Below are 19,511 nucleotides of genomic sequence, written 5' to 3' on the forward strand. Positions count from 1 at the left end.
CTCAACGCGCTTCGCGGGCCACCACCCCGGCAGTCGAAGCGGGCACGGTGGCAGAACTCACGAGGTGACGTCATCGATGCGGGCCGCACCCCGGCCACGCACGCCGAACGGACGAGAAGGCCGGAATCCCGAGATGATCGGGAATCCGGCCTTCTGTCATGTCACGCCCGCGAGGGCGCAGCGGTCAGTTGGTGTGCGCCTCGTGCGCGAGACGCGCGGCGCCGACGATGCCCGCGGCGTTCTGCAGCCTCGCGGGCACGATCTCCGTGCGGACCTCGTCGAGCAGGGGCAAGAACTTGTCCGCCTTCTTCGACACCCCGCCACCGACGACGAGGAGGTCGGGCCACAGGAGGTTCTCGAGCGTCGTGTAGTACTTCGTGAGGCGCTTGGCCCACTTCTCGTAGCTGAGCTCCTCGCGCTCCTTCGCCGAGTGCGCCGCCTTCTTCTCGGCGTCCTTGCCGTCGATCTCGAGGTGACCGAACTCGGAGTTGGGCACCAACTGCCCGTCGTTGATGACGGCCGAACCGATGCCGGTGCCGAGCGTCGTCACGACGACGAGCCCGTCACGATCCTTGGCCGCCCCGTAGTGGATCTCCGCGTAACCCGCGGCATCCGCGTCGTTGACGACGGTGACGCGGCGGCCGAGGCGCGCCGCGATGAGCTCCTCGGCGTTCGTGTCGATCCACGCCGGGTCGATGTTCGCCGCCGTGCGCACGACGCCGTGCTGGACGACGCCCGGGATCGTCACCCCGATCGGTTCGTCACCGACGAGGTCGGAGAAGTGCTCGACGATCTCGGCGATGACATCCGCGACGGCACCGGGCGTAGCGCCTTCGGGGGTGTCGATCCGGAGGCGGTCGGCGACGAACTCGCCCGTGTCGAGGTCGACGGGAGCGCCTTTGATGCCGGTACCGCCTACGTCGATGCCCAGGGGGTAGGACTTCTTCGTCATGCTCTCTCCTCGTCGCGGCCCGGTGCGGGCTCGCGGGGGTCGATGAAGTATTCCGGTCAGACTAGTGCCGGTTCACCGGGACGCTGCAACCCGCGCGCCGTCGGGAACGAGCGTCAGGCCTCGGTGCTCGTGAGGATCTCGTAGCCGTCCTCGGTGATGACGACGGTGTTCTCGAACTGTGCGGAGCGGGAGCCGTCACGGCTCACGACGGTCCACCCGTCGCTCCACACTGCTGCGGCGTCGCCGGAGCCCAGGTTGAGCATCGGCTCGACGGTGAACACCATGCCCACCTCGATGACGTCGTCGTGGTGAGGTGCCGCGTCGTAGTGCGGAATGATGAGCCCGTTGTGGAACTCGGTGCCGATGCCGTGGCCGGTGTAGTCGCGCACGACGCCGTACCCGAAGCGCTTGGCGTACTGCTCGATGACGCGGCCGATGACGTTGACCTGGCGTCCCGGCTTGGCGGCCTTGATGCCGCGCATCATGGCTTCCTTCGTCCGCTCGGCGAGCAGCCGTGATTCCTCGTCCACGTCGCCGCAGAGGTAGGTGGCGCAGTTGTCGCCGTGCACCCCGTCCTTGTACGCCGTGACATCCAGCTTCACGAGGTCACCGTCCTCCAGAACCGTGGAGTCGGGGATGCCGTGGCAGATGACCTCGTTGACGCTCGTGCACAGCGACTTGGGGAATCCGAGGTAGTCGAGGGTCGAGGGGTAGGCGCCGTGGTCGCACATGTACTCGTGGGCGATGCGGTCGAGTTCGTCGGTCGTGACACCGGGGGCGACGGCCTTGCCGGCCTCCGCCATGGCGCCGGCGGCGATGCGTCCTGCCGCCCGGATGCGCTCGATCGTCTCCGCGTCCTTGACGTAACTCTCGTGGCCCTCGCGGGCTTCGCTGCGCCCGACGTACTCGGGGCGCGCGATGGATGAGGGGACGGAGCGCTTCGGGCCGATGTGTCCAGGGGTGATCTTCGCGCGCGTACTCGTCATAGGGTGAGTTTAGAGGTCGGGTCACACGCGACTCGACGAGCCAACGAGGCGCGCACGCGCCAGTGGAGGTGAGCCGCATGGCCTACTGGTACAACGTCGACACGAACTCCGTTGAGCAGGGCGACGAGACGAACTCGAAGTCCTACCTGCTCGGCCCGTACGCCACCGAGGCGGAGGCTCGCAACGCTCTCGAAACGGCCCACGCCAAGAGCGAGAAGTGGGACGAGGAAGACCGCGAGTTCGAGGGCGACAACTGACGCAGCCCGTCGCGACCCGCAACGGCACCCACCGCGTCCGGTGGGTGCCGTTGCGCGTGGGCGAGGGCGCACGGGGATAGATAGATCATCGAAGTACGATGCTCGACGGGTCGTCGGCGCTTTGCGGGAGGAGGCGGGATGAGCGCGGAACTCGGATTCGATCTGCGCCGCCTCGCGGTACCCGCCTACGGCCCGTCGCTGTTGTTCGGAGCGGCCGAGGGGGCACTGCTGCCGATCATTCCGGCCGAAGCCACGAGCAGGGGAGCGGGCGTGGCGCTCGCAGCCTTCATCGCGATGCTCTTCGGGCTGGGCTCCTTCGTGTCGAACATCCCCGCTTCCGGGCTCACCGATCGCTTCGGGGAGCGCCGAGCCCTCGTGTTCGCCGGTCTGGTGGCGGCCCTCGGGTGCGTCCTCGCCATGCTGCCGAGTCTCGTGAGCCTCATCGCCGGCGTCTTCGTCATCGGCATGGCATCGGCGGTCTTTCTCCTCGCACGCCAGAAGTACCTCACCGAAGCCGTACCGATCACCCACCGCGCGCGAGCCCTGTCGCTCCTCGGCGGCGTCATGCGCATCGGCTTCTTCATCGGCCCCCTCATCGGAGCCGCGCTCATCGGCATTTTCGGGGTGGCGGCCGCGTGGATTCTGGCCATCGCCTGCCTCCTCCTCGCGGGATGGTGTGCCACCCGCATGGAGGACCTACCCGGTGCTCTTGATGCCGGCGGCGCCACTCCGGCGCGCGTCACGCCGCGTGACGTGCTGCGCACCCACCTGCCGGTTTTCGCAACGGTCGGGCTCGGGATCCTGCTCGTGCAGGCGGTGCGTGGTTCGCGCCAGGTTGTCATCCCGCTGTGGTCGGCGCACGTCGGCCTCGACGAGCAGACGACGAGCCTCGTCTACGCCATCTCGGCCGGCATCGACATGCTCGTGTTCTATCCGGCCGGACGCGTCATGGACCTACGCGGACGGCGTGCGGTCGCCGTCCCGTCCATGCTGCTCATGGCCGCGGCACTCGCCGTCATGCCGTTCACCCACACGGCCGCGACAGTGCTCGCGGTCAGCTGCGTCCTCGGGTTCGGCAACGGAATCAGCTCGGGCCTCGTCATGACGCTGGGGGCCGACTTCTCACCGGATGTCGGGCGCGCGGCGTTCCTCGGCATCTGGCGCCAACTGAGCGACACCGGCAACACGCTCGGACCGCTCACGCTCTCGGGTGTGACGGCCCTCGTGGGCCTGGCGCCGGCGGTGGCCGTCAACGCACTTCTCGGCTTGGCGGCTGCGGGGGTACTTGCGTACTGGCCGGCGCGCCTCGTGCGCGAAGGGTGGGGGCCGCACGGCCGGCCGCAGGACGACACCGAGAGCGCGACCCGCGGTTCGTGACGGCCGGTAGGTCGGGGACGCGACACGCAGTGTCAGAACACGGCGCCACTCACCTCATGAGGTGAGTGGCGCCGTGGTGCGGAATTCAGTTCTCGAAACTGTGCTCAGTGGCGGGAAAAGCACCCGAGGAGACGTCCTCATGGTAGGCGCGAGCGGCGTCGAGCAAAACGGTGCGGACATCGGCGAACTTCTTGGCGAAGCGCGGGTAGCGACCGTCGCGCAAACCGGCGAAGTCCTGCCACACGAGCACCTGCCCGTCGCAGTCCGGGCCCGCGCCGATGCCGATTGTCGGGACCCGAAGCGCCTCCGTCACGGCTTTGGCCGCCGGGGCGGGCACCATCTCCATGAGGACGCAGAACGCGCCCGCCCGCTCGAGGGTCTTGGCCTCCTCGACGAGTCGTGCGGCAGCGTCACCGCGACCCTGCACGCGGTAACCGCCGAGAGCGTGCTCGCTTTGCGGAGTGAATCCGATGTGCGCCACGACCGGAATACCGTTCTTCGCCAGGTGCTCGACGGTGGGGGCCATGTGGGCGCCGCCCTCGAGCTTGACCGCGTGCGCGCGTCCCTCCTTCATGAGGCGAGCGGCGCTCGCGAAAGCCTGGGCAGGCGATTCCTGGTAGCTGCCGAACGGCAGGTCGGCGACGACGAGGGCATGCTTGGCGGCGCCGGCGACGGCGCGCACGAGCGGGATCATCTCGTCGAGCGTGATGGGCAGCGTCGTCTCGTAGCCGTAGACGTTGTTTCCGGCCGAGTCGCCGATGAGGAGGGTCTCGATGCCCGCTTCGTCGAAGATCTCGGCGGTGTACATGTCGTAGGACGTCAGCATCGTGAAGCGCTCGCCGCGCTCCTTCATCTGCTGCAGGGTCACCGTGCGCACACGTTTGCGTTCCGGCGCGCGGTAGGGGGCTGCCTCTTCACTCATGGGCCAAGGGTAGTCATTGACGCGCGGCGCGTCGGTCTGCCATGCGAGCTGGTGGTGGGACGCCATTCGCGTCAGGTTCGAAAAATTGGTCCGTTGCGGGACGCTATTTGCGATGAAAGGGACGCATTTGGACGTCCAGCTTGCCTGCGGCAGAACGCAATCCGCATTCGTAGCGTTATCAAACCGTTGTGGCGCCGGTCATGGGTATCTGAGTGAAACCTGGGTAGGTTCTCCGTGGTTGCGCGTCGGGCGCAGCCGCGTGTGGAACACCATGGAGAACACATGACACAGCGACGTATCGCATCCACAGTCATCGGCACCATGACGGTCTTCGGGCTCGTCGTGGCGCCGAGCGCCGTCTCGGCCGAGTCGCCGCCTCAGGGCGACGCCAACCAGCGCCAGGCTCGCTCCGACAACCGTCCGAACCCCCTCGCCGAGCAGCAGAACGAACTGCGCAAGGCTGCCGTCGACGCCCTGCTCAAGGGCGAGGCGACGACGAAGACGGTCAACGGCAAGCGCGTCATCGCCCTCAAGGGCAACGAACACGGCAAGGGCAAGGGCCAGAAGGGTAAGAAGGAGCGCTACGTCCAGTACGACGTCAACCGTGAGGCCAGCATCCTGAGCTTCCTCGTCGAGTTCGGTGACCAGACGAAGCCTGCCACGGGCGGCGCCGCAGGCCCGCTGCACAACCAGATCGCACAGCCGGACGAGAAGCTCGACGGCGGTGCCACGGACGACAACACGACGCTGTGGAAGGCCGATTTCAACCGCTCCCACTACCTCGACATGATGTTCGGCGTGGGCGAGTCCTTCAAGGACTTCTACGCCAAGCAGTCCAACGGCCGTTTCGCGGTCAAGGGTGACGTGAGCGACTGGGTCAAGGTGCCCTTCAACGAGGCGCGCTACGGCCACAACCCGGTCGAGGGTGATGGCACGAGCGAGGCTGAAGGCTCCTGGTCGTTCATCCGCGACAGTGCCACGGCGTGGGTCGAGGCGCAGAAGAAGGCCGGCAAGACCGACGCCCAGATCAAGGCCTACCTCGCCGACTACGACAAGTGGGACCGCTACGACTACGACGGCGACGGCAACTTCGACGAGCCGGACGGCTACATCGACCACTTCCAGGCCATCCACGCCGGTGAGGGCGAGGAGGCAGGCGGCGGCGCACAGGGCGAGGACGCCATCTGGTCGCACCGCTGGTACGCCTACTCGAACAACGCAGGCAAGACCGGCCCCGCGGAGAACAAGCTCGGCGGTGTGCCCCTGGGTAACACGGGGCTGTGGATCGGTGACTACACCACCGAGCCGGAGAACGGTGGCCTCGGCGTGTTCACCCACGAGTTCGGCCACGACCTGGGCCTGCCGGACCTCTACGACACGACCAACCGCGCGCAGAACGACGTCTCCTACTGGTCGCTCATGAGCGCCGGTTCGTGGCTGGGCGACGGCAAGACCGACATCGGCTCCCGCCCCGGCTACATGGGCCCGTGGGAGAAGCTGCAGCTCGGCTGGCTCGACGCGACGAGCGTCCCGTACGGCAAGAGCCAGAAGGTCGCTGTCGGCCCGAGTGATCGTGACTCGGCCAAGCTTCCGCAGGCGGTCGTCGTCGGCCTTCCCGACAAGACGATCACGACGACGTACAACACGCCGCAGTCCGGCAAGAGCGAGTGGTGGGGCGGCAGCGCCGACAACCTCAACTCGACGTTGACCCGCTCGATCGACCTCACGGGCAAGAAGTCGGCCACCCTCACCACCGGTGCCTGGTACGAGATCGAGGAGGGCTACGACTTCCTCTACGGCGAGGTCAGCACCGACGGCGGCTCGACGTGGACGCAGGTCGGCAAGGAGGTGACCGGTGAGAACAAGAACTGGTCGCAGCTCTCCTTCGACCTGTCGGCTTACGCGGGTAAGAAGATCGACTTCCGTTTCCGCTACCAGACCGACGGTGGCGTCCACATGGCCGGCCCGTTCCTCGACGACATCAAGGTGGTCGCCGACGGCACCACGCTGCTGTCGGACGACGTCGAGTCCGGCGACAACGGCTGGGTTGCCAAGGGCTTCTCGCGCACGAGTGGTTCGACGAGCGAGAAGAAGAGCCATTACTACATGGCGGAGAACCGTCAGTACAACGGCTACGACCGCTACCTCAAGACGGGGCCGTACAACTTCGGGTTCCTCACGACGCAGCCGAACCTCGTCGAGCACTTCGCGTTCCAAACGGGCATGCTCGTCTGGTACGTCGACAACGAGTACGAGGACAACAACGTCTCCACGCACCCCGGCCACGGCCTCGTCCTCCCGGTCGACAGCCACGCCAAGGCGATGAAGTGGTCCGACGGGACGAACGTCTCGAACAAGCTGCAGCCGTGGGACGCGCCGTTCTCGCGTCAGAAGACGCCGTCGCTCACGCTGCACCGCAACGACGTGCCCACCACGTGGGCCGGCCAGCGCGGTGTCGAGACGTTCGACGACCGCAAGGCGACGAACTACTACGACGCGTCCAACCCGACGGGTTCGACCCTGACGGCGGGCAGCGGTGTCACGCTGACGGTCTCGGGTGAGACGAAGGACCGGATGAACATCCACGTGAAGTACTCCAAGTGAACTGAGTCCGGCATGTGAGCGGCCCCGGGGAGTCTCCCCGGGGCCGCTCCGCGTTCGCGGGCCGAGTGAGGCAGGATGAGTTCCATGAACCAACAGCAGGAGTTCGTGCTGCGCACGATCGAAGAACGTGACATCCGATTCGTCCGTCTGTGGTTCACGGATGTGCTCGGCACCCTCAAGTCGGTGGCCGTCGCGCCCGCTGAACTGGAAGGCGCGTTCTCCGAGGGCATCGGCTTCGACGGCTCGTCGATCGACGGGTTCGCCCGCGTCTACGAGGCCGACATGCTCCTTCGCCCCGACGCCTCGACGTTCCAGGTGCTCCCGTGGCGCGGTGAGAACCCCGGTACGGCCCGGATGTTCGCCGACATCCTCCTGCCGAACGGCAGCCCGAGCCTGGCCGATCCGCGTGACGTCCTGCGCCGAGCGCTGACGAAGGCCGGTGACCTCGGCTTCACCTTCTACACCCACCCCGAGATCGAGTTCTATCTCTTCGAGAAAGAACTGCGTCGCGGTCGCCCGGTGCCGGTCGACTCGGCGGGCTTCTTCGACCACGTGCCGCACGGCACGGCCCACGACTTCCGTCGCGCGGCCATCACGATGCTCGAGAACATGGGCATCTCCGTCGAGTTCAGCCACCACGAGGGCGGGCCCGGCCAGAACGAGATCGACCTGCGCTACGCCGACGCCCTCTCGATGGCCGACAACATCCAGACGTTCAAGGCCGTCGTCAAGGAGGTCGCTCTCGAACAGGGCTACTTCGCGAGCTTCATGGCCAAGCCGATGGCGGGGGAGCCCGGTAGCGGCATGCACACCCACCTCTCGCTCTTCGAGGGAGACACGAACGCCTTCCACGAGCCGGGAGCGCCCTACCAGCTCTCGCGCACCGGCCGTCACTTCATCGCGGGACTGCTGCGCTACGCGCCGGAGTTCACCGCCATCACGAACCAGTACGTCAACAGCTACAAGCGCCTGTGGGGCGGCGCCGAGGCGCCCGCGCACATCTGCTGGGGGCACAACAACCGCAGCGCCATGGTGCGCGTGCCCATGTACAAGCCGTCGAAGGGGCAGAGCACCCGCGTCGAGGTGCGTTCGCTCGACGCCGCAGCCAACCCCTACCTCGCGTACTCGGTTCTCCTCGGCGCCGGGCTCAAGGGCATCGAGGACGAGCTCGACCTGCCGCCCGAGGCCGAGGACGACGTGTGGAACCTCACCGAGCGTGAGCGCCGCGCCATGGGCATCGAGCCTCTGCCGGCCTCGCTCGACGAAGCGATCCGCACGATGGAGGAGAGCGACTTCGTCGCCGAGGTGCTCGGTGAACACGTCTTCGACTTCGTGCTGCGCAACAAGCGCGCCGAGTGGGCCGCCTACCGCGACCAGGTCACGGAGTTCGAGATCAAGCAGGACCTGCGTCGGCTGTGAACGCCAACGCCGCCCGAGCAGGCTCGTCGCCCTGGCGGCGCGCCGGATTCCTCGACACGACGCGCGCCCAGAGCCTCGCCGCGGAGGTGTCGGACCTGCTCGATCAGGTCTCGCTGTTGGCCACGGTCACGGCGGTGGCCGACCCGGATCAGGCGTTGCTCCTCCTGGCTCGCCTGCGGGAGGTCCTCGACGACGGTGAGCGTGAGGCGCTCGCCGACGCGTTGAGTGACACCGGGGCCCGCGCACGCCTTCTCGGCGTCATGGGTGCGTCGAGCGCGCTGGGTGACCACCTCGTCGCCAAGCCCGACCAGTGGCGTGACGTCGTCGCCGCACAGCGGCGGGATCAGGACACGCTGGCCCGTCTGCTCATCGCGGAGATCGACGGTCGGGACGAGAAGGTCACGGCCTACGACGCCCTGCGCGTCGCCTACCGCCGTCAGCTCGTGCAGATCGCGGCGCTCGACGTCACCGAGATCGCGGTCAACGTCCTGCCGGCCACGGCGGCCTCGCTCGCGGACCTTGCGGGCGCTGCGCTCGAGGCGGGTCTGCACATCGCCACGACGAGCATCGACGGGGCCGATCAGGCGCGTCTGGCCGTCATCGGCATGGGCAAGACCGGCGGTCGCGAGCTCAACTACATCTCCGACGTCGACGTTGTCTTCGTCGCCGAACCAGCCGAGGATGCTGACGAGGACGTGGCACTGCGGGTGGCCACCGAACTCGCCACCGAGATGATGCGCGCCTGTTCCGCAAGCACCGGTGAGGGTTCGCTGTGGCAGGTCGACGCGGCACTGCGCCCCGAAGGCAAGCAGGGTCCGCTCGTGCGCACCCTCAAGAGCCACAAGGCGTACTACGACCGCTGGGCCAAGGGCTGGGAGTTCCAGGCGCTGCTCAAAGCACGGCCTGTCGCGGGCGACGTGGCCCTCGGCGAGGCGTACACCGAGCTCATCCGCCCGATGGTGTGGCAGGCGAGCAAGCGGGAGAACTTCGTCGAGGACGCCCAGGCGATGCGTCGACGCGTCGAGGCGCACGTCCCCTCGTACGAGCAGGAGCGACAGATCAAGCTCGGCCAGGGTGGTCTGCGCGACATCGAGTTCTCCGTGCAGCTGCTCCAGCTCGTGCACGGACGCACCGACGATCGGGTGCGCGCCCGCTCGACGCTCGACGCTCTCATGACCTTGAGTTCGTGGGGCTATGTCGGGCGCACGGATGCCTCAACGCTCGACACGTCCTATCGCCAGTTGCGCGTGCTCGAACACCGCATCCAGCTGAACAAGATGCGCCGCACGCACCTCATGCCGACGAACGACGCCGACCTGCGTCGTCTCGGTCGCGCCGTGGGCTTCACGAGCGACCCCGCCGAATCGGTGACGCGCCACTGGCGCGATCTGTCGCGTTCCGTGCGCCGCCTGCACGAGAAGCTCTTCTACCGGCCTCTTCTCTCGGCCGTCGCGCGCCTGGACGACGACGATGCGCGCCTGTCCGACGAAGGCGCTCGCGACCGCCTCTCGGCGCTCGGGTACGCGGATCCGGCGGGCGCTCTGCGTCACCTCGAAGCGCTCACAGCGGGCCTCACGCGTCGCGCGCAGATCCAGCGCACCCTCATGCCGGTCATCCTGCAGTGGCTCGCCGACGGCCCGACTCCCGACGCGGGACTTCTGGCCTACCGGCGCATCAGTGACGAGCTGGGCACGTCGCACTGGTACCTCAACACGTTGCGCGAGGGCAGCACCGCCGAACTGTTCGCCGAGGTGCTCTCGCGCTCGCGCTACGTGGCCGACCTTCTCGAACGCGCACCCGAGAGCGTCAAACTGTTCGCGGAGTCCTCGCGCCGCCTGCCGCGCTCACGGACGGCGATCGCCTCGACGATGGCGTCCGTCGTCAGCCGCCAGCAGGACGTCGAGAAGGCGATGCTCGCGGCGCGCTCGGTGCGCCGCAACGAACTCACTCGCGTGGCCATCGCCGACGTGCTCCACGAGATCGACCTCGACGGCGTCTCGGGCGCACTCACCGACATCATGTCCGCCACGCTCCAGGTCGGCCTCGACCTCGCCTGGCGGGAAGTGCTGGGCGGCGAGAAGGAACAGATCACCGACATCGCCGTCATCGGGATGGGCCGTTACGGCGGAGGCGAACTCGGCTACAGCTCGGACGCCGACGTCATCTTCGTCCACCGCCCGCGCGAGGGAGCTGACGCCTCGGCTGCCCAGGACCAGGCGCTCGCCGTCGTCACGCAGTTGCGTCGCCTCGTGCACCTGCCCGGCTCGGACCCGAAGCTCGAGATCGACGCCGACCTGCGCCCTGAAGGCAAGAGCGGGCCGCTCGTGCGCTCCATCGATTCGTACGCGAGCTACTACGAACGCTGGTCGGAGGGTTGGGAGGCCCAGGCGCTGCTGCGCGCCGCCTTCGTCGTCGGTGATCCCTCCCTCGGGCGTGACTTCGAGGCCCTCATCGATCCGCTTCGCTGGCCCGAGGGCGGTATCTCGGAGAAGTCGATCCGTCAGATCCGGACGCTCAAGGCGCGCATGGAGGCCGAGCGCATCCCGCGCGGAGCCGACCCTCGCACCCACTTCAAGCTGGGCCGCGGTGGACTCTCCGACGTCGAATGGTGCGTGCAGCTCTACCAGCTCGAGCACGCCCACGACCACGAGGAACTGCGCGGGACGAGCACCGTTTCCACCCTCCGGGCGCTGGCCGAACTCGACCTGCTCGACGAGCACGACGCCGAGGTGCTCGCCGAGGCGTGGATCATGGCCTCGCGCGTGCGCAATGCGTCGGTGCTGTGGCGGGGTCGCCCCGTCGAGTCGTTGCCTTCGGACCTGCGTGACAGCGAGGGCATCGCCACGCTGCTCGGCATGCCGCGCGGGGACGGGCGTGAACTCGGTGAGGAGTACCGCAAGCTCGCACGCCGTGCGCGCCTCGTCGTCGATCGTGTCTTCTACGGCGAGTCCGAGGAGACCAGGCGGGGCCCGAGCTTCCGCCGCTGAGCTTCTGGCACGTGAGACGTGCGCGAGCGCACTTTCGCCGCCCGCCTAGACTGGACGGGTGATTTCTCGCCGTGATCTTCGTGGTTCAGCGCTCAGCGCCCTGGACGCTCGTGGCCTGCGCGATGCGCTGCCGCGCGCCCAGTTCGACATCGAGGCCGCACTCGAGGTGGTGCGACCGATCTGTGAGCAGGTGCGCCATGACGGCGCCGACGCCCTGCGGGAGCTGGGGGAGCGCTTCGACCGTGTGCGTCCCACGCACCTTCGCGTACCCGCCGAGGTCCTGAAGGCCGCCGAGGAACAGCTCGACCCCGCGGTGCGTGGCGCCCTCGTCGAGGCGATTCGCCGCGTGCGCATCGTCCACGCCGACCAGGCCCGAACCGACGTCACGACGACCGTCTCCGAGGGCGGCACCGTCACAGAACGCTGGATCCCGGTCGAGCGGGTGGGCCTCTACGTGCCCGGCGGACTGGCGGTCTACCCGAGTTCCGTCGTCATGAACGTCGTGCCCGCGCAGGTGGCGAACGTCGGTTCCATCGCCGTTGCGAGCCCGCCCCAGGAGCACAACACGGGCGACTTCGTCGGCTACCCGCACCCCACCATCCTCGCCGCGTGCTCGTTGCTCGGCGTCGACGAGGTCTACGCCGTCGGTGGTGCGCAGGCCGTCGCGATGTTCGCCTACGGCGCGCGCGAGAAGGACGGCGCCACCGTGTGTGAGCCCGTCAACCTCGTCACCGGTCCGGGCAACATCTACGTCGCGGCTGCCAAGCGTCTGCTCAAGGGGCTCATCGGCATCGACGCCGAGGCCGGCCCCACCGAGATCGCCGTCCTCGCCGACGACACGGCCGACGCCGACCACGTGGCCGCCGACCTCATCAGCCAGGCCGAACACGACAACCTCGCTGCGTCGGTTCTCGTCACCGACTCCGAGCGTCTGGCGAGTGACGTCGAGGCTGCTCTCGAGCGCCTCGTCGCCGCGACGAAGCACACCGAGCGCGTGACCACGGCCCTCGGCGGTCCGCAGTCGGCCATCGTCCTCGTCGACGACGTGACAGCCGGTCTGCGCGTCGTCGACGCCTACGGCGCTGAGCACCTCGAGATCCACACGGCGAACAGCCGCGAGGACGCGATGCGGGTGCGCAACGCCGGTGCCATCTTCGTCGGCACCTACTCGCCGGTGAGCCTCGGCGACTACGCCGCCGGCTCCAACCACGTGCTGCCCACGGGCGGCTGTGCCTGCCACTCGAGCGGTCTGTCGGTGCAGTCGTTCCTCAAGGGCGTCCACATCGTCGAGTACTCGCGTGACGCCCTCGCCGAGGTCGCCGACGTCGTCGTCACCCTGGCGAACGCCGAGGACCTTCCGGCCCACGGCGAGGCCGTCACGGCGCGCTTCGAGCAGGACGTGGAAGGGCGCGCATGAGCGAGCAGTCCCTCGAATCGCTGCTGCGCCCCGAACTGCAGGGGAAGAGCCCGTACGGCGCTCCGCAGCTCGACGTGCCCGTCGCGCTCAACACGAACGAGTCGTCCTACGACGTACCCGAGAGCGTTGTCGCGAGCATCGTCGAGCGTGTCGAGAAGGCCGCCGGCGGGCTCAACCGCTACCCGGACCGCGAGTTCACCGAGCTGCGTGCCGCCCTCGCCGAGTACCTGGCACGCGTCACCGGTGTTCGCCTTCCGATCGAGCAGATCTGGGCCGCGAACGGCTCCAACGAGGTGCTCAGCCACATCGTGCAGGCCTTCGGGGGCCCGGGGCGCACGGCGCTCGGTTTCACGCCGAGCTACTCGATGCACCCCATCATCAGCCGAGGCGCGGGAACGACGTGGATCGACGGTCTGCGCGATCGCCACGAGGGTGTCTACGACCTCGACGCCGACCTGGCCGTCGAGCAGGTGCGTGAGCACCAGCCGAACGTCGTGTTCGTCTGCACGCCGAACAACCCGACGGGCACCGCCGTGACGAACGACGTCGTCGAGGCGATCTACGATGCCACCGACCACGCCGTCGTCATCGTCGACGAGGCCTACGTCGAGTTCGCGCGCCCCGGAACGGCCAGCGCTGTCGAGCTCCTCGACGGCCGCCCGCGCCTCGTCGTCAGCCGCACGATGAGCAAGGCCTTCGCGTTCGCCGGCGCCCGCGTCGGCTACCTCGCCGCCTCGCAGGAGTTCTGCGACGCGATGCGTCTCGTGCGCCTGCCCTACCACCTGTCGTCGGTGACGCAGGCCGTCGCGCTCGCCGCGCTCGACCACGCCGACGAGATGCTGGGCATGGTGGACGCGATCAAGCACGAACGCGACCGCATCGTGGCGACGTGCACCGAGCTGGGTTTCACCCCCACGCCGAGCGACGCCAACTTCGTCCTCGTGGGCGGCTTCGCCGACGAGAAGCAGACCTGGCAGGCGCTGCTCGATCGCGGCATCCTCGTGCGTGACGTCGGCATCTCCCATCACCTGCGCATCACGGCCGGCACGCCGCGCGAGACCGACGCCGTGCTCGCCGCCCTCACCGACCTCGCTCCGACCCACAAGGGATGACATGAACGACCAGAACGTGACCGCCGACGGGTTCGACGTACCCGAGGTCCCTGCAGACCACCGCACCGCCTTCATCGAGCGCACGACGAAGGAGGCGAGCATCCGCCTGTGGCTCGACCTCGACGGCACCGGCACGTCCGACGTACGCACAGGCGTGCGCTTCTACGACCACATGCTCGACTCGCTGAGCAAGCACAGCCTCATCGATCTGCGTATCCGCGCCACGGGCGACCTCGACGTCGACGCACACCACACGGTGGAGGACACCGCCATCGTGTTGGGTCAGGCCCTGCGCGAAGCGCTCGGCGACAAGGCGGGCATCTCCCGGTTCGGCGACGCCATGGTGCCGCTGGACGAGGCGCTCGTCCAGGCCGTCGTCGACGTCGCGGGGCGCCCCTACGTCGTGCACACCGGTGAGCCCGAGGGGCAGATTTACGCCGTCATCGGTGGCAACTACATCGGTTCGCTCACGCAGCACGTCATCGAGTCGCTCGGTTACAACGCGGGCATCGCGCTGCACGTCAACGTCATCTCCGGGCGCGACCCTCACCACATCGTCGAGGCCCAGTTCAAGGCCATCGCCCGTGCACTGCGTGCGGCCGTCGCCAAGGATCCGCGCGTTCAGGGCATCCCGAGCGCGAAGGGCGCTCTGTGATCTGATGCCCAAGGTCGCCCAGAACACCGGCTTCACCGCAGCCGTCGACGCCGTCGTCGTCGTGCGCGGTGAGGTCTCGCGCGTCACCTCGTGGGTCGAGCGAGGCACGGTTCCTGCCTACGTCATCGACATCGACGGGCCGTGGTGCGCTGTCGTCCCGGCCGGACCTGGACACGCACAGGCTCCGTACGACGACCCTGCGCAGATGATCGCGGCGCGCCCGGTGCCGATGGCGCTGCGTCCGTCGCTCGCCTTCGTCCCCACCGAGAAGCAGGCGATCACCGTCGTCCAGCCGCGCGCGTGGCGTTCACTGCCGCGGTGGTTTGTCGTGCAGCAGGGCATCGGCCCGGTGCGGGCAGCCTTGCCGCAGGCCTCCCTCGGCGACCTGCTCTCGGCCGGTCACGACGCCCACCCCGAAGCGCTCGGGCGTGTGCTGGCCCAGCCGGACGCAGCACCGGCCGACCTTCTGCGCGGCATCATGGCTGCGCTTGGCGTGAACGCCGGGCACCTGCTCGGCCTCGCGCGAACGGCGAAGATCGACGCCGTCCTCGTCGAGCCCACCGCGAAGGCCGTTCGCCGCTTCGACAAGCACGTCACGGACGAGCGCGAGGAGCGCGCCGAGATCGAAGGCCGCGTCAACGCGGGGGAGAAGTCATGAAGCGCGTCGTCGTCCTCGACTACGGCAGCGGCAACATCCGCTCTGCCGTGCGCATGCTCGAACGGATCGGAGCGAACGTCGAACTGACGGCCGACCCGAAGCTCGTCGCGGCAGCCGACGGCCTGTTCGTGCCCGGTGTGGGCAACTTCCACGCCTGCATGGCGGGATTGGAGGCGGCCGGCGGGCGCCGACTCATTGACGATCGTCTCGCGGCCGGTGCGCCGGTGCTCGGCGTCTGTGTCGGCATGCAGGTGATGTTCGACGGCTCGAGCGAACCCTCCACGTCCCCGCAGCCCGGCCTCGGGCGATGGCCCGGTCAGGTCGAGCGTCTCGCGGCCCCCGTCGTCCCGCACATGGGATGGTCGCGCGTCGAGCCGCCGGTCACGACGACGCTCTTCGCGGGCATCGAGGGGGAGCGCTTCTACTTCGTCCACTCCTTCGCTGCCTCGGCTCAGCTCGGCGAGGGCCGAGAGGCGACCTACGCCGCGCACGGCGAACGCTTCGTGGCCGCCATCGAAGACGGGGTTCTCGCCGCGACTCAGTTCCACCCCGAGAAGTCCGGCGACGCCGGCGCTCACCTGCTGACCAACTGGCTTCGCAGCCTGTAATCGACCGAAAGGTTCGTCATGTCGACCAGCCCCCGCCTCGAACTCCTGCCCGCCGTCGACGTCTCGGAGGGCCAGGCCGTCCAGCTCGTCCAGGGCGTCTCCGGCACCGGCGGCCAGTTCGGTGACCCGATCGCCGCTGCAAAGGCTTGGCAGGAGGCCGGTGCCGAGTGGCTCCACCTCGTCGACCTCGACGCTGCGTTCGGACGCGGGACGAACCGTGAAATCCTCGCGCGCATCGTCGGTGAGCTCGACATCAAGGTGGAGATGAGCGGCGGCATCCGCGACGCGGAGTCGCTCGAGGCAGCGCTCGCCACGGGCTGTCGCCGCGTGAACCTCGGCACGGCTGCCCTCGAGAACCCCGAGTGGACGGCTGCCGCCATCGCCGAACACGGCGACCGGATCGCCGTCGGTCTCGACGTGCGCGGTACGACGCTCGCGGCGCGCGGTTGGACCCGCGAGGGCGGTGACCTGTGGGAGACGCTGGCGCGTCTCGACAGCGAGGGCTGTGCCCGCTACGTCGTCACCGACGTCGCGAAGGACGGCATGCTCGCCGGCCCGAACACGCAGCTCCTGTCCGAGGTCTGCGCCCGCACGGACCGTCCGGTGGTCGCCTCCGGCGGCGTCACGACGCTCGACGACGTGCGCGCACTGCGCGAGCTCGTGCCCTCCGGCGTCGAAGGCGCCATCATCGGTTCCGCGCTCTACAAGGGCACCATCACGCTCGCCGACGCGCTCGACGCCGCCGGCCGCCCCGAGTGATGAGCGGCGCACACAACCCGAACATCGACCCTGCGGGGGAGTCGGCCGACACCGCCGGCATTCCGTTCACCGGCCGCCAGGTGACGAGCACCGGCTTCGACGACGACACCGGCGCCGCAGACCCTGCCCTCGTCGCAGCATTGGAGAGCGGGAACGAGAGCGACTGGGTGGCCGCACTGGCCGAGTCGCGTCTGCTCGTGCCGATCGTCGCCGCGCCCACCGAGGTCGACGAATCCGGGACGCTCGCGGTGGAGAAGTCCACCGACATGGCCGTCGTGACGCTCACCGCGCCGGACGGAACGAAGGGGCTCCCGGTCTTCTCCAGCCTCGACGACCTCGCGCGCTGGGACCCGAAAGCGCGGCCCTCACCGGTGCGCGCCGCGTTCGCCGCTCAGGCAGCCATATCGGAGCAGTGTGAGGTAATCCTGCTCGACATGGCTTCGTCGCACCGCGTCGTGGTACGCGCGAGCATGCTGTGGTCGCTCGCGCAGCAGCAGGCGTGGCTACCCGCTCACGAGGACCCGTTCGTGGCCAAAGCCGTCGATGCGGCGCTCGTGCCCGAGGGGAACGCGGTTCTCGGCCGCCGGCTCGAGGACGCCGGGGAGGGCGTTCTTCGACTGCGTCTGCAGCTGACTCCCGGTCTGGCCCAGGAAGAGCTGCAGGCTCTCGCAACCCGCGTGGGGGAGCGCCTGGCCGGCGACGGTGAAACCCGAGCCAGGATCGAAGGGCTCGCGTTCGCGTTCACGGCTGAGGAGCTCGAGGTCTGAAACAGCCGCGCCACCACACGAGAGTGGGGCTGCACAACCGATCGGTTGTGCAGCCCCACTGTCATGTCGTGAAGGGCGGGCCCCTCAGCGCCAGTCGTCGTTGACGGGAAAGCCGTAGGCCTCCAAGTGGTGGACGACCCGGTCGATCTCATCGGGCGCCGGAAGATCCTGCGTCACCTTCGTGATGCCGACGCCGACATCGATGCGGTCAGCCGGAACGAGTCCGTCGGCCACGAGACGATCACCGAGCTCGTGGACCTCGTCCTCGCTGAGGCGGCGGCGCATGAGGGCGAGCAACGGCTGAAAGTCTCGCTCGGGAACGCCGGCAGGGTAGCTGTGGCGCAGCCACCCCACGATGCGCTCGAGTGCGGGGTTCATGTCGTTCTTACTTCTTCTCGACCAGCGTCGGGTAGATGTGCTCGAAGGAGACCTTCATGCCGAAGCCGGAGCTGACGATGATCGTCAGACCGAGCGCGATGGCAGCACACACGAGAAGGAAGCACACCGCAGCGACCGGCTTTCCCCACGCACGAGGCGTGGAGTCGTCGGTCATCTGGCCCGACGAAGCCGCGAGGCCGCGGATTCCGAAGGCGAAGAGCGCGGGGACGCCGGCGCCGAGCACGATGCCGACGGCCAGGACGTGCCACGCACTGTTGAACGCGAGGGAGAGCGTCTTCATCGGGTACCTGCCTTGGACGTGGAGGGCTTGTCCGAGTTCGTCTCGTCGACGACCGGCGGGATGTGCGTCGCAGCGATCTCCTCGGGCTCCCAGGAGTCGTTGACGTTGTTGTGGTCGACCGGAGCCTTGCGCGAGCGCATCCACATGTAGAGCGAGGCGGCGCACAGGATGGCGAAGATGACGATGCCACCGGCGACTCCGCCGATGAGGTCACCGACGTACCACATGAGTGCACCCACGAGCGCGGCCGACGGGAGCGTGATGAGCCAAGCAGCGACCATGCGGACCGCGACGCTCCAGCGCACCTCGGCACCACGCTTGCCGATGCCGGTACCGAGGATGGAACCGGTGGCGACGTGGGTCGTGGAGAGCGCGAAGCCCATGTGGCTCGAGACGAGGATGACGGCCGAACTCGACGACTCGGCAGCCATGCCCTGGGGGGACTCGATCTCGACGAGGCCCTTGCCGAGGGTGCGGATGATGCGCCACCCGCCGAGGTAGGTGCCCAGCGCGATGGCCAGGGCACAGGACAGCTTGACCCAGAACGGGACGGACTCGGTGTCGGTCCAGGAGCCGTAGCCGATGAGGGCGAGGGTGATGACGCCCATCGTCTTCTGGGCGTCGTTCGTGCCGTGTGCCAAGGAAACGAGCGAGGCGCTGAAGATCTGGCCCCAGCGGAAGCCGCGCTCGGCCTCCTTGTGCTGAACCTTCTTCGTGATGGCGTAGATCAACTTCGTGCCGATCGCCGCGACGATGACGGCGATGACGGGCGACAGGAGCGCCGGGGCGATGACCTTGCCGACCACGCCGTCGAGCTTCGTACCGTCACCGACCCACTTGACGCCGCCGAAGCCGATGGCGGCGATCGCGGCGCCGATGAGGCCACCGAACAGGGCGTGGCTCGAGCTGCTCGGGATGCCGAGGAGCCACGTGAGGAGGTTCCAGACGATGCCGCCGACGAGGCCCGCGAGGACGATGAGCAACAAAGCCTGGCCGTGATCGGCGAGGAACTCCGGCTTGGGTGAGCCGTCCTTGCTCTGGATCTTGATGACGGCGTTCGTGACGGTGAGCGCGACCTCGACGGAGAGGAACGCTCCGACGAGGTTGAGGATGCCCGAAAGGGCGACGGCCACCTTCGGCTTCAGCGCACCCGTGGCGATGGACGTGGCCATCGCGTTACCGGTGTCGTGGAAGCCGTTGGTGAAATCGAAGGCAAGGGCCGTGACGACGACGAGCCCGAGGAGGATGAGGGAAAGGTCCACGACTCCCAGTCTGAGGCCGTGACGGCGTTTGTCCATCCCCCATCGCGAGAATTTCGCGTGATGACGGGCAATTCGACAGGTTCGATCGTG

General features: G+C 68.3%; 18 protein-coding genes. 12 read left to right on the top strand and 6 right to left on the bottom strand.

Annotation, left to right across the window (positions count from 1 at the left end; translation table 11 throughout):
* Positions 1–184 precede the first annotated feature (184 nt).
* The gene (gene ppgK / locus AA983_RS10170; RefSeq protein WP_047312103.1) at positions 185–952 is read right to left on the bottom strand and encodes a polyphosphate--glucose phosphotransferase; all 768 of its coding nucleotides are present in this window, start codon (positions 950–952) and stop codon (positions 185–187) included.
* Positions 953–1,065: 113 nt separating this feature from the next.
* Entirely contained in the window at positions 1,066–1,938 is an 873-nt protein-coding gene (gene map, locus AA983_RS10175) for a type I methionyl aminopeptidase (protein WP_047312104.1), read from the bottom strand.
* Positions 1,939–2,015: 77 nt separating this feature from the next.
* Between map and AA983_RS10180 the strand changes: the two genes are divergently transcribed.
* Both AA983_RS10180 and AA983_RS10185 read left to right on the top strand, forming a co-directional pair.
* Complete coding sequence (locus AA983_RS10180) at positions 2,016–2,195, top strand: hypothetical protein (RefSeq protein WP_047312233.1); 180 nt, start codon at positions 2,016–2,018, stop codon at positions 2,193–2,195.
* Positions 2,196–2,333: 138 nt separating this feature from the next.
* Complete coding sequence (locus AA983_RS10185; RefSeq protein WP_047312105.1) at positions 2,334–3,572, top strand: MFS transporter; 1,239 nt, start codon at positions 2,334–2,336, stop codon at positions 3,570–3,572.
* 85 nt (positions 3,573–3,657) lie between these two features.
* Here the strand turns inward: AA983_RS10185 and panB are convergent, their stop codons facing one another.
* On the bottom strand, positions 3,658–4,494 hold the full coding sequence (gene panB, locus AA983_RS10190; protein WP_047312234.1) for a 3-methyl-2-oxobutanoate hydroxymethyltransferase: 837 nt from the start codon (positions 4,492–4,494) through the stop codon (positions 3,658–3,660).
* A gap of 282 nt (positions 4,495–4,776) precedes the next feature.
* Here panB and AA983_RS10195 point away from each other — a divergent pair, with 282 nt between their 5' ends.
* From AA983_RS10195 to AA983_RS10240, 10 genes are all read left to right on the top strand, one after another.
* Positions 4,777–7,098 (top strand): immune inhibitor A domain-containing protein, encoded by a 2,322-nt coding sequence (locus AA983_RS10195; RefSeq protein WP_047312106.1) that lies wholly within the window; start codon positions 4,777–4,779, stop codon positions 7,096–7,098.
* 84 nt (positions 7,099–7,182) lie between these two features.
* Entirely contained in the window at positions 7,183–8,517 is a 1,335-nt protein-coding gene (glnA, locus tag AA983_RS10200; protein ID WP_047312107.1) for a type I glutamate--ammonia ligase, read from the top strand.
* On the top strand, positions 8,514–11,504 hold the full coding sequence (locus tag AA983_RS10205) for a bifunctional [glutamine synthetase] adenylyltransferase/[glutamine synthetase]-adenylyl-L-tyrosine phosphorylase (RefSeq protein ID WP_047312108.1): 2,991 nt from the start codon (positions 8,514–8,516) through the stop codon (positions 11,502–11,504). Before glnA ends, AA983_RS10205 begins: the two co-directional genes overlap by 4 nt.
* Positions 11,505–11,562: 58 nt before the next feature.
* Positions 11,563–12,921 carry a histidinol dehydrogenase gene (gene hisD / locus AA983_RS10210; RefSeq protein WP_047312109.1) on the top strand — a complete coding sequence of 453 codons (1,359 nt, stop codon included), beginning with the start codon at positions 11,563–11,565 and terminating at the stop codon, positions 12,919–12,921.
* The gene (locus tag AA983_RS10215) at positions 12,918–14,033 is read left to right on the top strand and encodes a histidinol-phosphate transaminase (RefSeq protein WP_047312110.1); all 1,116 of its coding nucleotides are present in this window, start codon (positions 12,918–12,920) and stop codon (positions 14,031–14,033) included. The genes hisD and AA983_RS10215 overlap by 4 nt, the downstream gene beginning before the upstream one ends.
* Before the next feature lies 1 nt (position 14,034).
* Positions 14,035–14,688, top strand: coding sequence for an imidazoleglycerol-phosphate dehydratase HisB (hisB, locus tag AA983_RS10220; protein ID WP_047312111.1), 654 nt, complete (start codon positions 14,035–14,037; stop codon positions 14,686–14,688).
* Positions 14,689–14,692: 4 nt separating this feature from the next.
* On the top strand, positions 14,693–15,346 hold the full coding sequence (locus AA983_RS10225) for a hypothetical protein (RefSeq protein ID WP_047312112.1): 654 nt from the start codon (positions 14,693–14,695) through the stop codon (positions 15,344–15,346).
* The gene (hisH, locus tag AA983_RS10230; protein ID WP_047312113.1) at positions 15,343–15,954 is read left to right on the top strand and encodes an imidazole glycerol phosphate synthase subunit HisH; all 612 of its coding nucleotides are present in this window, start codon (positions 15,343–15,345) and stop codon (positions 15,952–15,954) included. Before AA983_RS10225 ends, hisH begins: the two co-directional genes overlap by 4 nt.
* 18 nt (positions 15,955–15,972) lie before the next feature.
* Positions 15,973–16,713 (top strand): bifunctional 1-(5-phosphoribosyl)-5-((5-phosphoribosylamino)methylideneamino)imidazole-4-carboxamide isomerase/phosphoribosylanthranilate isomerase PriA, encoded by a 741-nt coding sequence (priA, locus tag AA983_RS10235; protein WP_047312114.1) that lies wholly within the window; start codon positions 15,973–15,975, stop codon positions 16,711–16,713.
* Positions 16,713–17,480 carry an SseB family protein gene (locus AA983_RS10240; protein ID WP_047312115.1) on the top strand — a complete coding sequence of 256 codons (768 nt, stop codon included), beginning with the start codon at positions 16,713–16,715 and terminating at the stop codon, positions 17,478–17,480. The genes priA and AA983_RS10240 overlap by 1 nt, the downstream gene beginning before the upstream one ends.
* A gap of 84 nt (positions 17,481–17,564) precedes the next feature.
* On the opposite strand, the gene AA983_RS10245 is transcribed toward AA983_RS10240, so the two are convergent.
* Genes AA983_RS10245 through AA983_RS10255 form a run of 3 tightly spaced genes read right to left on the bottom strand, consistent with a single transcriptional unit; the run spans position 17,565 to position 19,421 of the window.
* Positions 17,565–17,858 carry a DUF3349 domain-containing protein gene (locus tag AA983_RS10245; RefSeq protein WP_047312116.1) on the bottom strand — a complete coding sequence of 98 codons (294 nt, stop codon included), beginning with the start codon at positions 17,856–17,858 and terminating at the stop codon, positions 17,565–17,567.
* 7 nt (positions 17,859–17,865) lie between these two features.
* On the bottom strand, positions 17,866–18,159 hold the full coding sequence (locus AA983_RS10250; protein ID WP_047312117.1) for a hypothetical protein: 294 nt from the start codon (positions 18,157–18,159) through the stop codon (positions 17,866–17,868).
* Positions 18,156–19,421, bottom strand: coding sequence for an inorganic phosphate transporter (locus AA983_RS10255; RefSeq protein ID WP_047312118.1), 1,266 nt, complete (start codon positions 19,419–19,421; stop codon positions 18,156–18,158). Before AA983_RS10255 ends, AA983_RS10250 begins: the two co-directional genes overlap by 4 nt.
* Between the last annotated feature and the right edge of the window lie 90 nt (positions 19,422–19,511).

Origin of the sequence: Dermacoccus sp. PE3 (assembly GCF_001021715.1) — a bacterium.
GTDB classification, from domain to species: Bacteria; Actinomycetota; Actinomycetes; order Actinomycetales; family Dermatophilaceae; genus Dermacoccus; species Dermacoccus abyssi.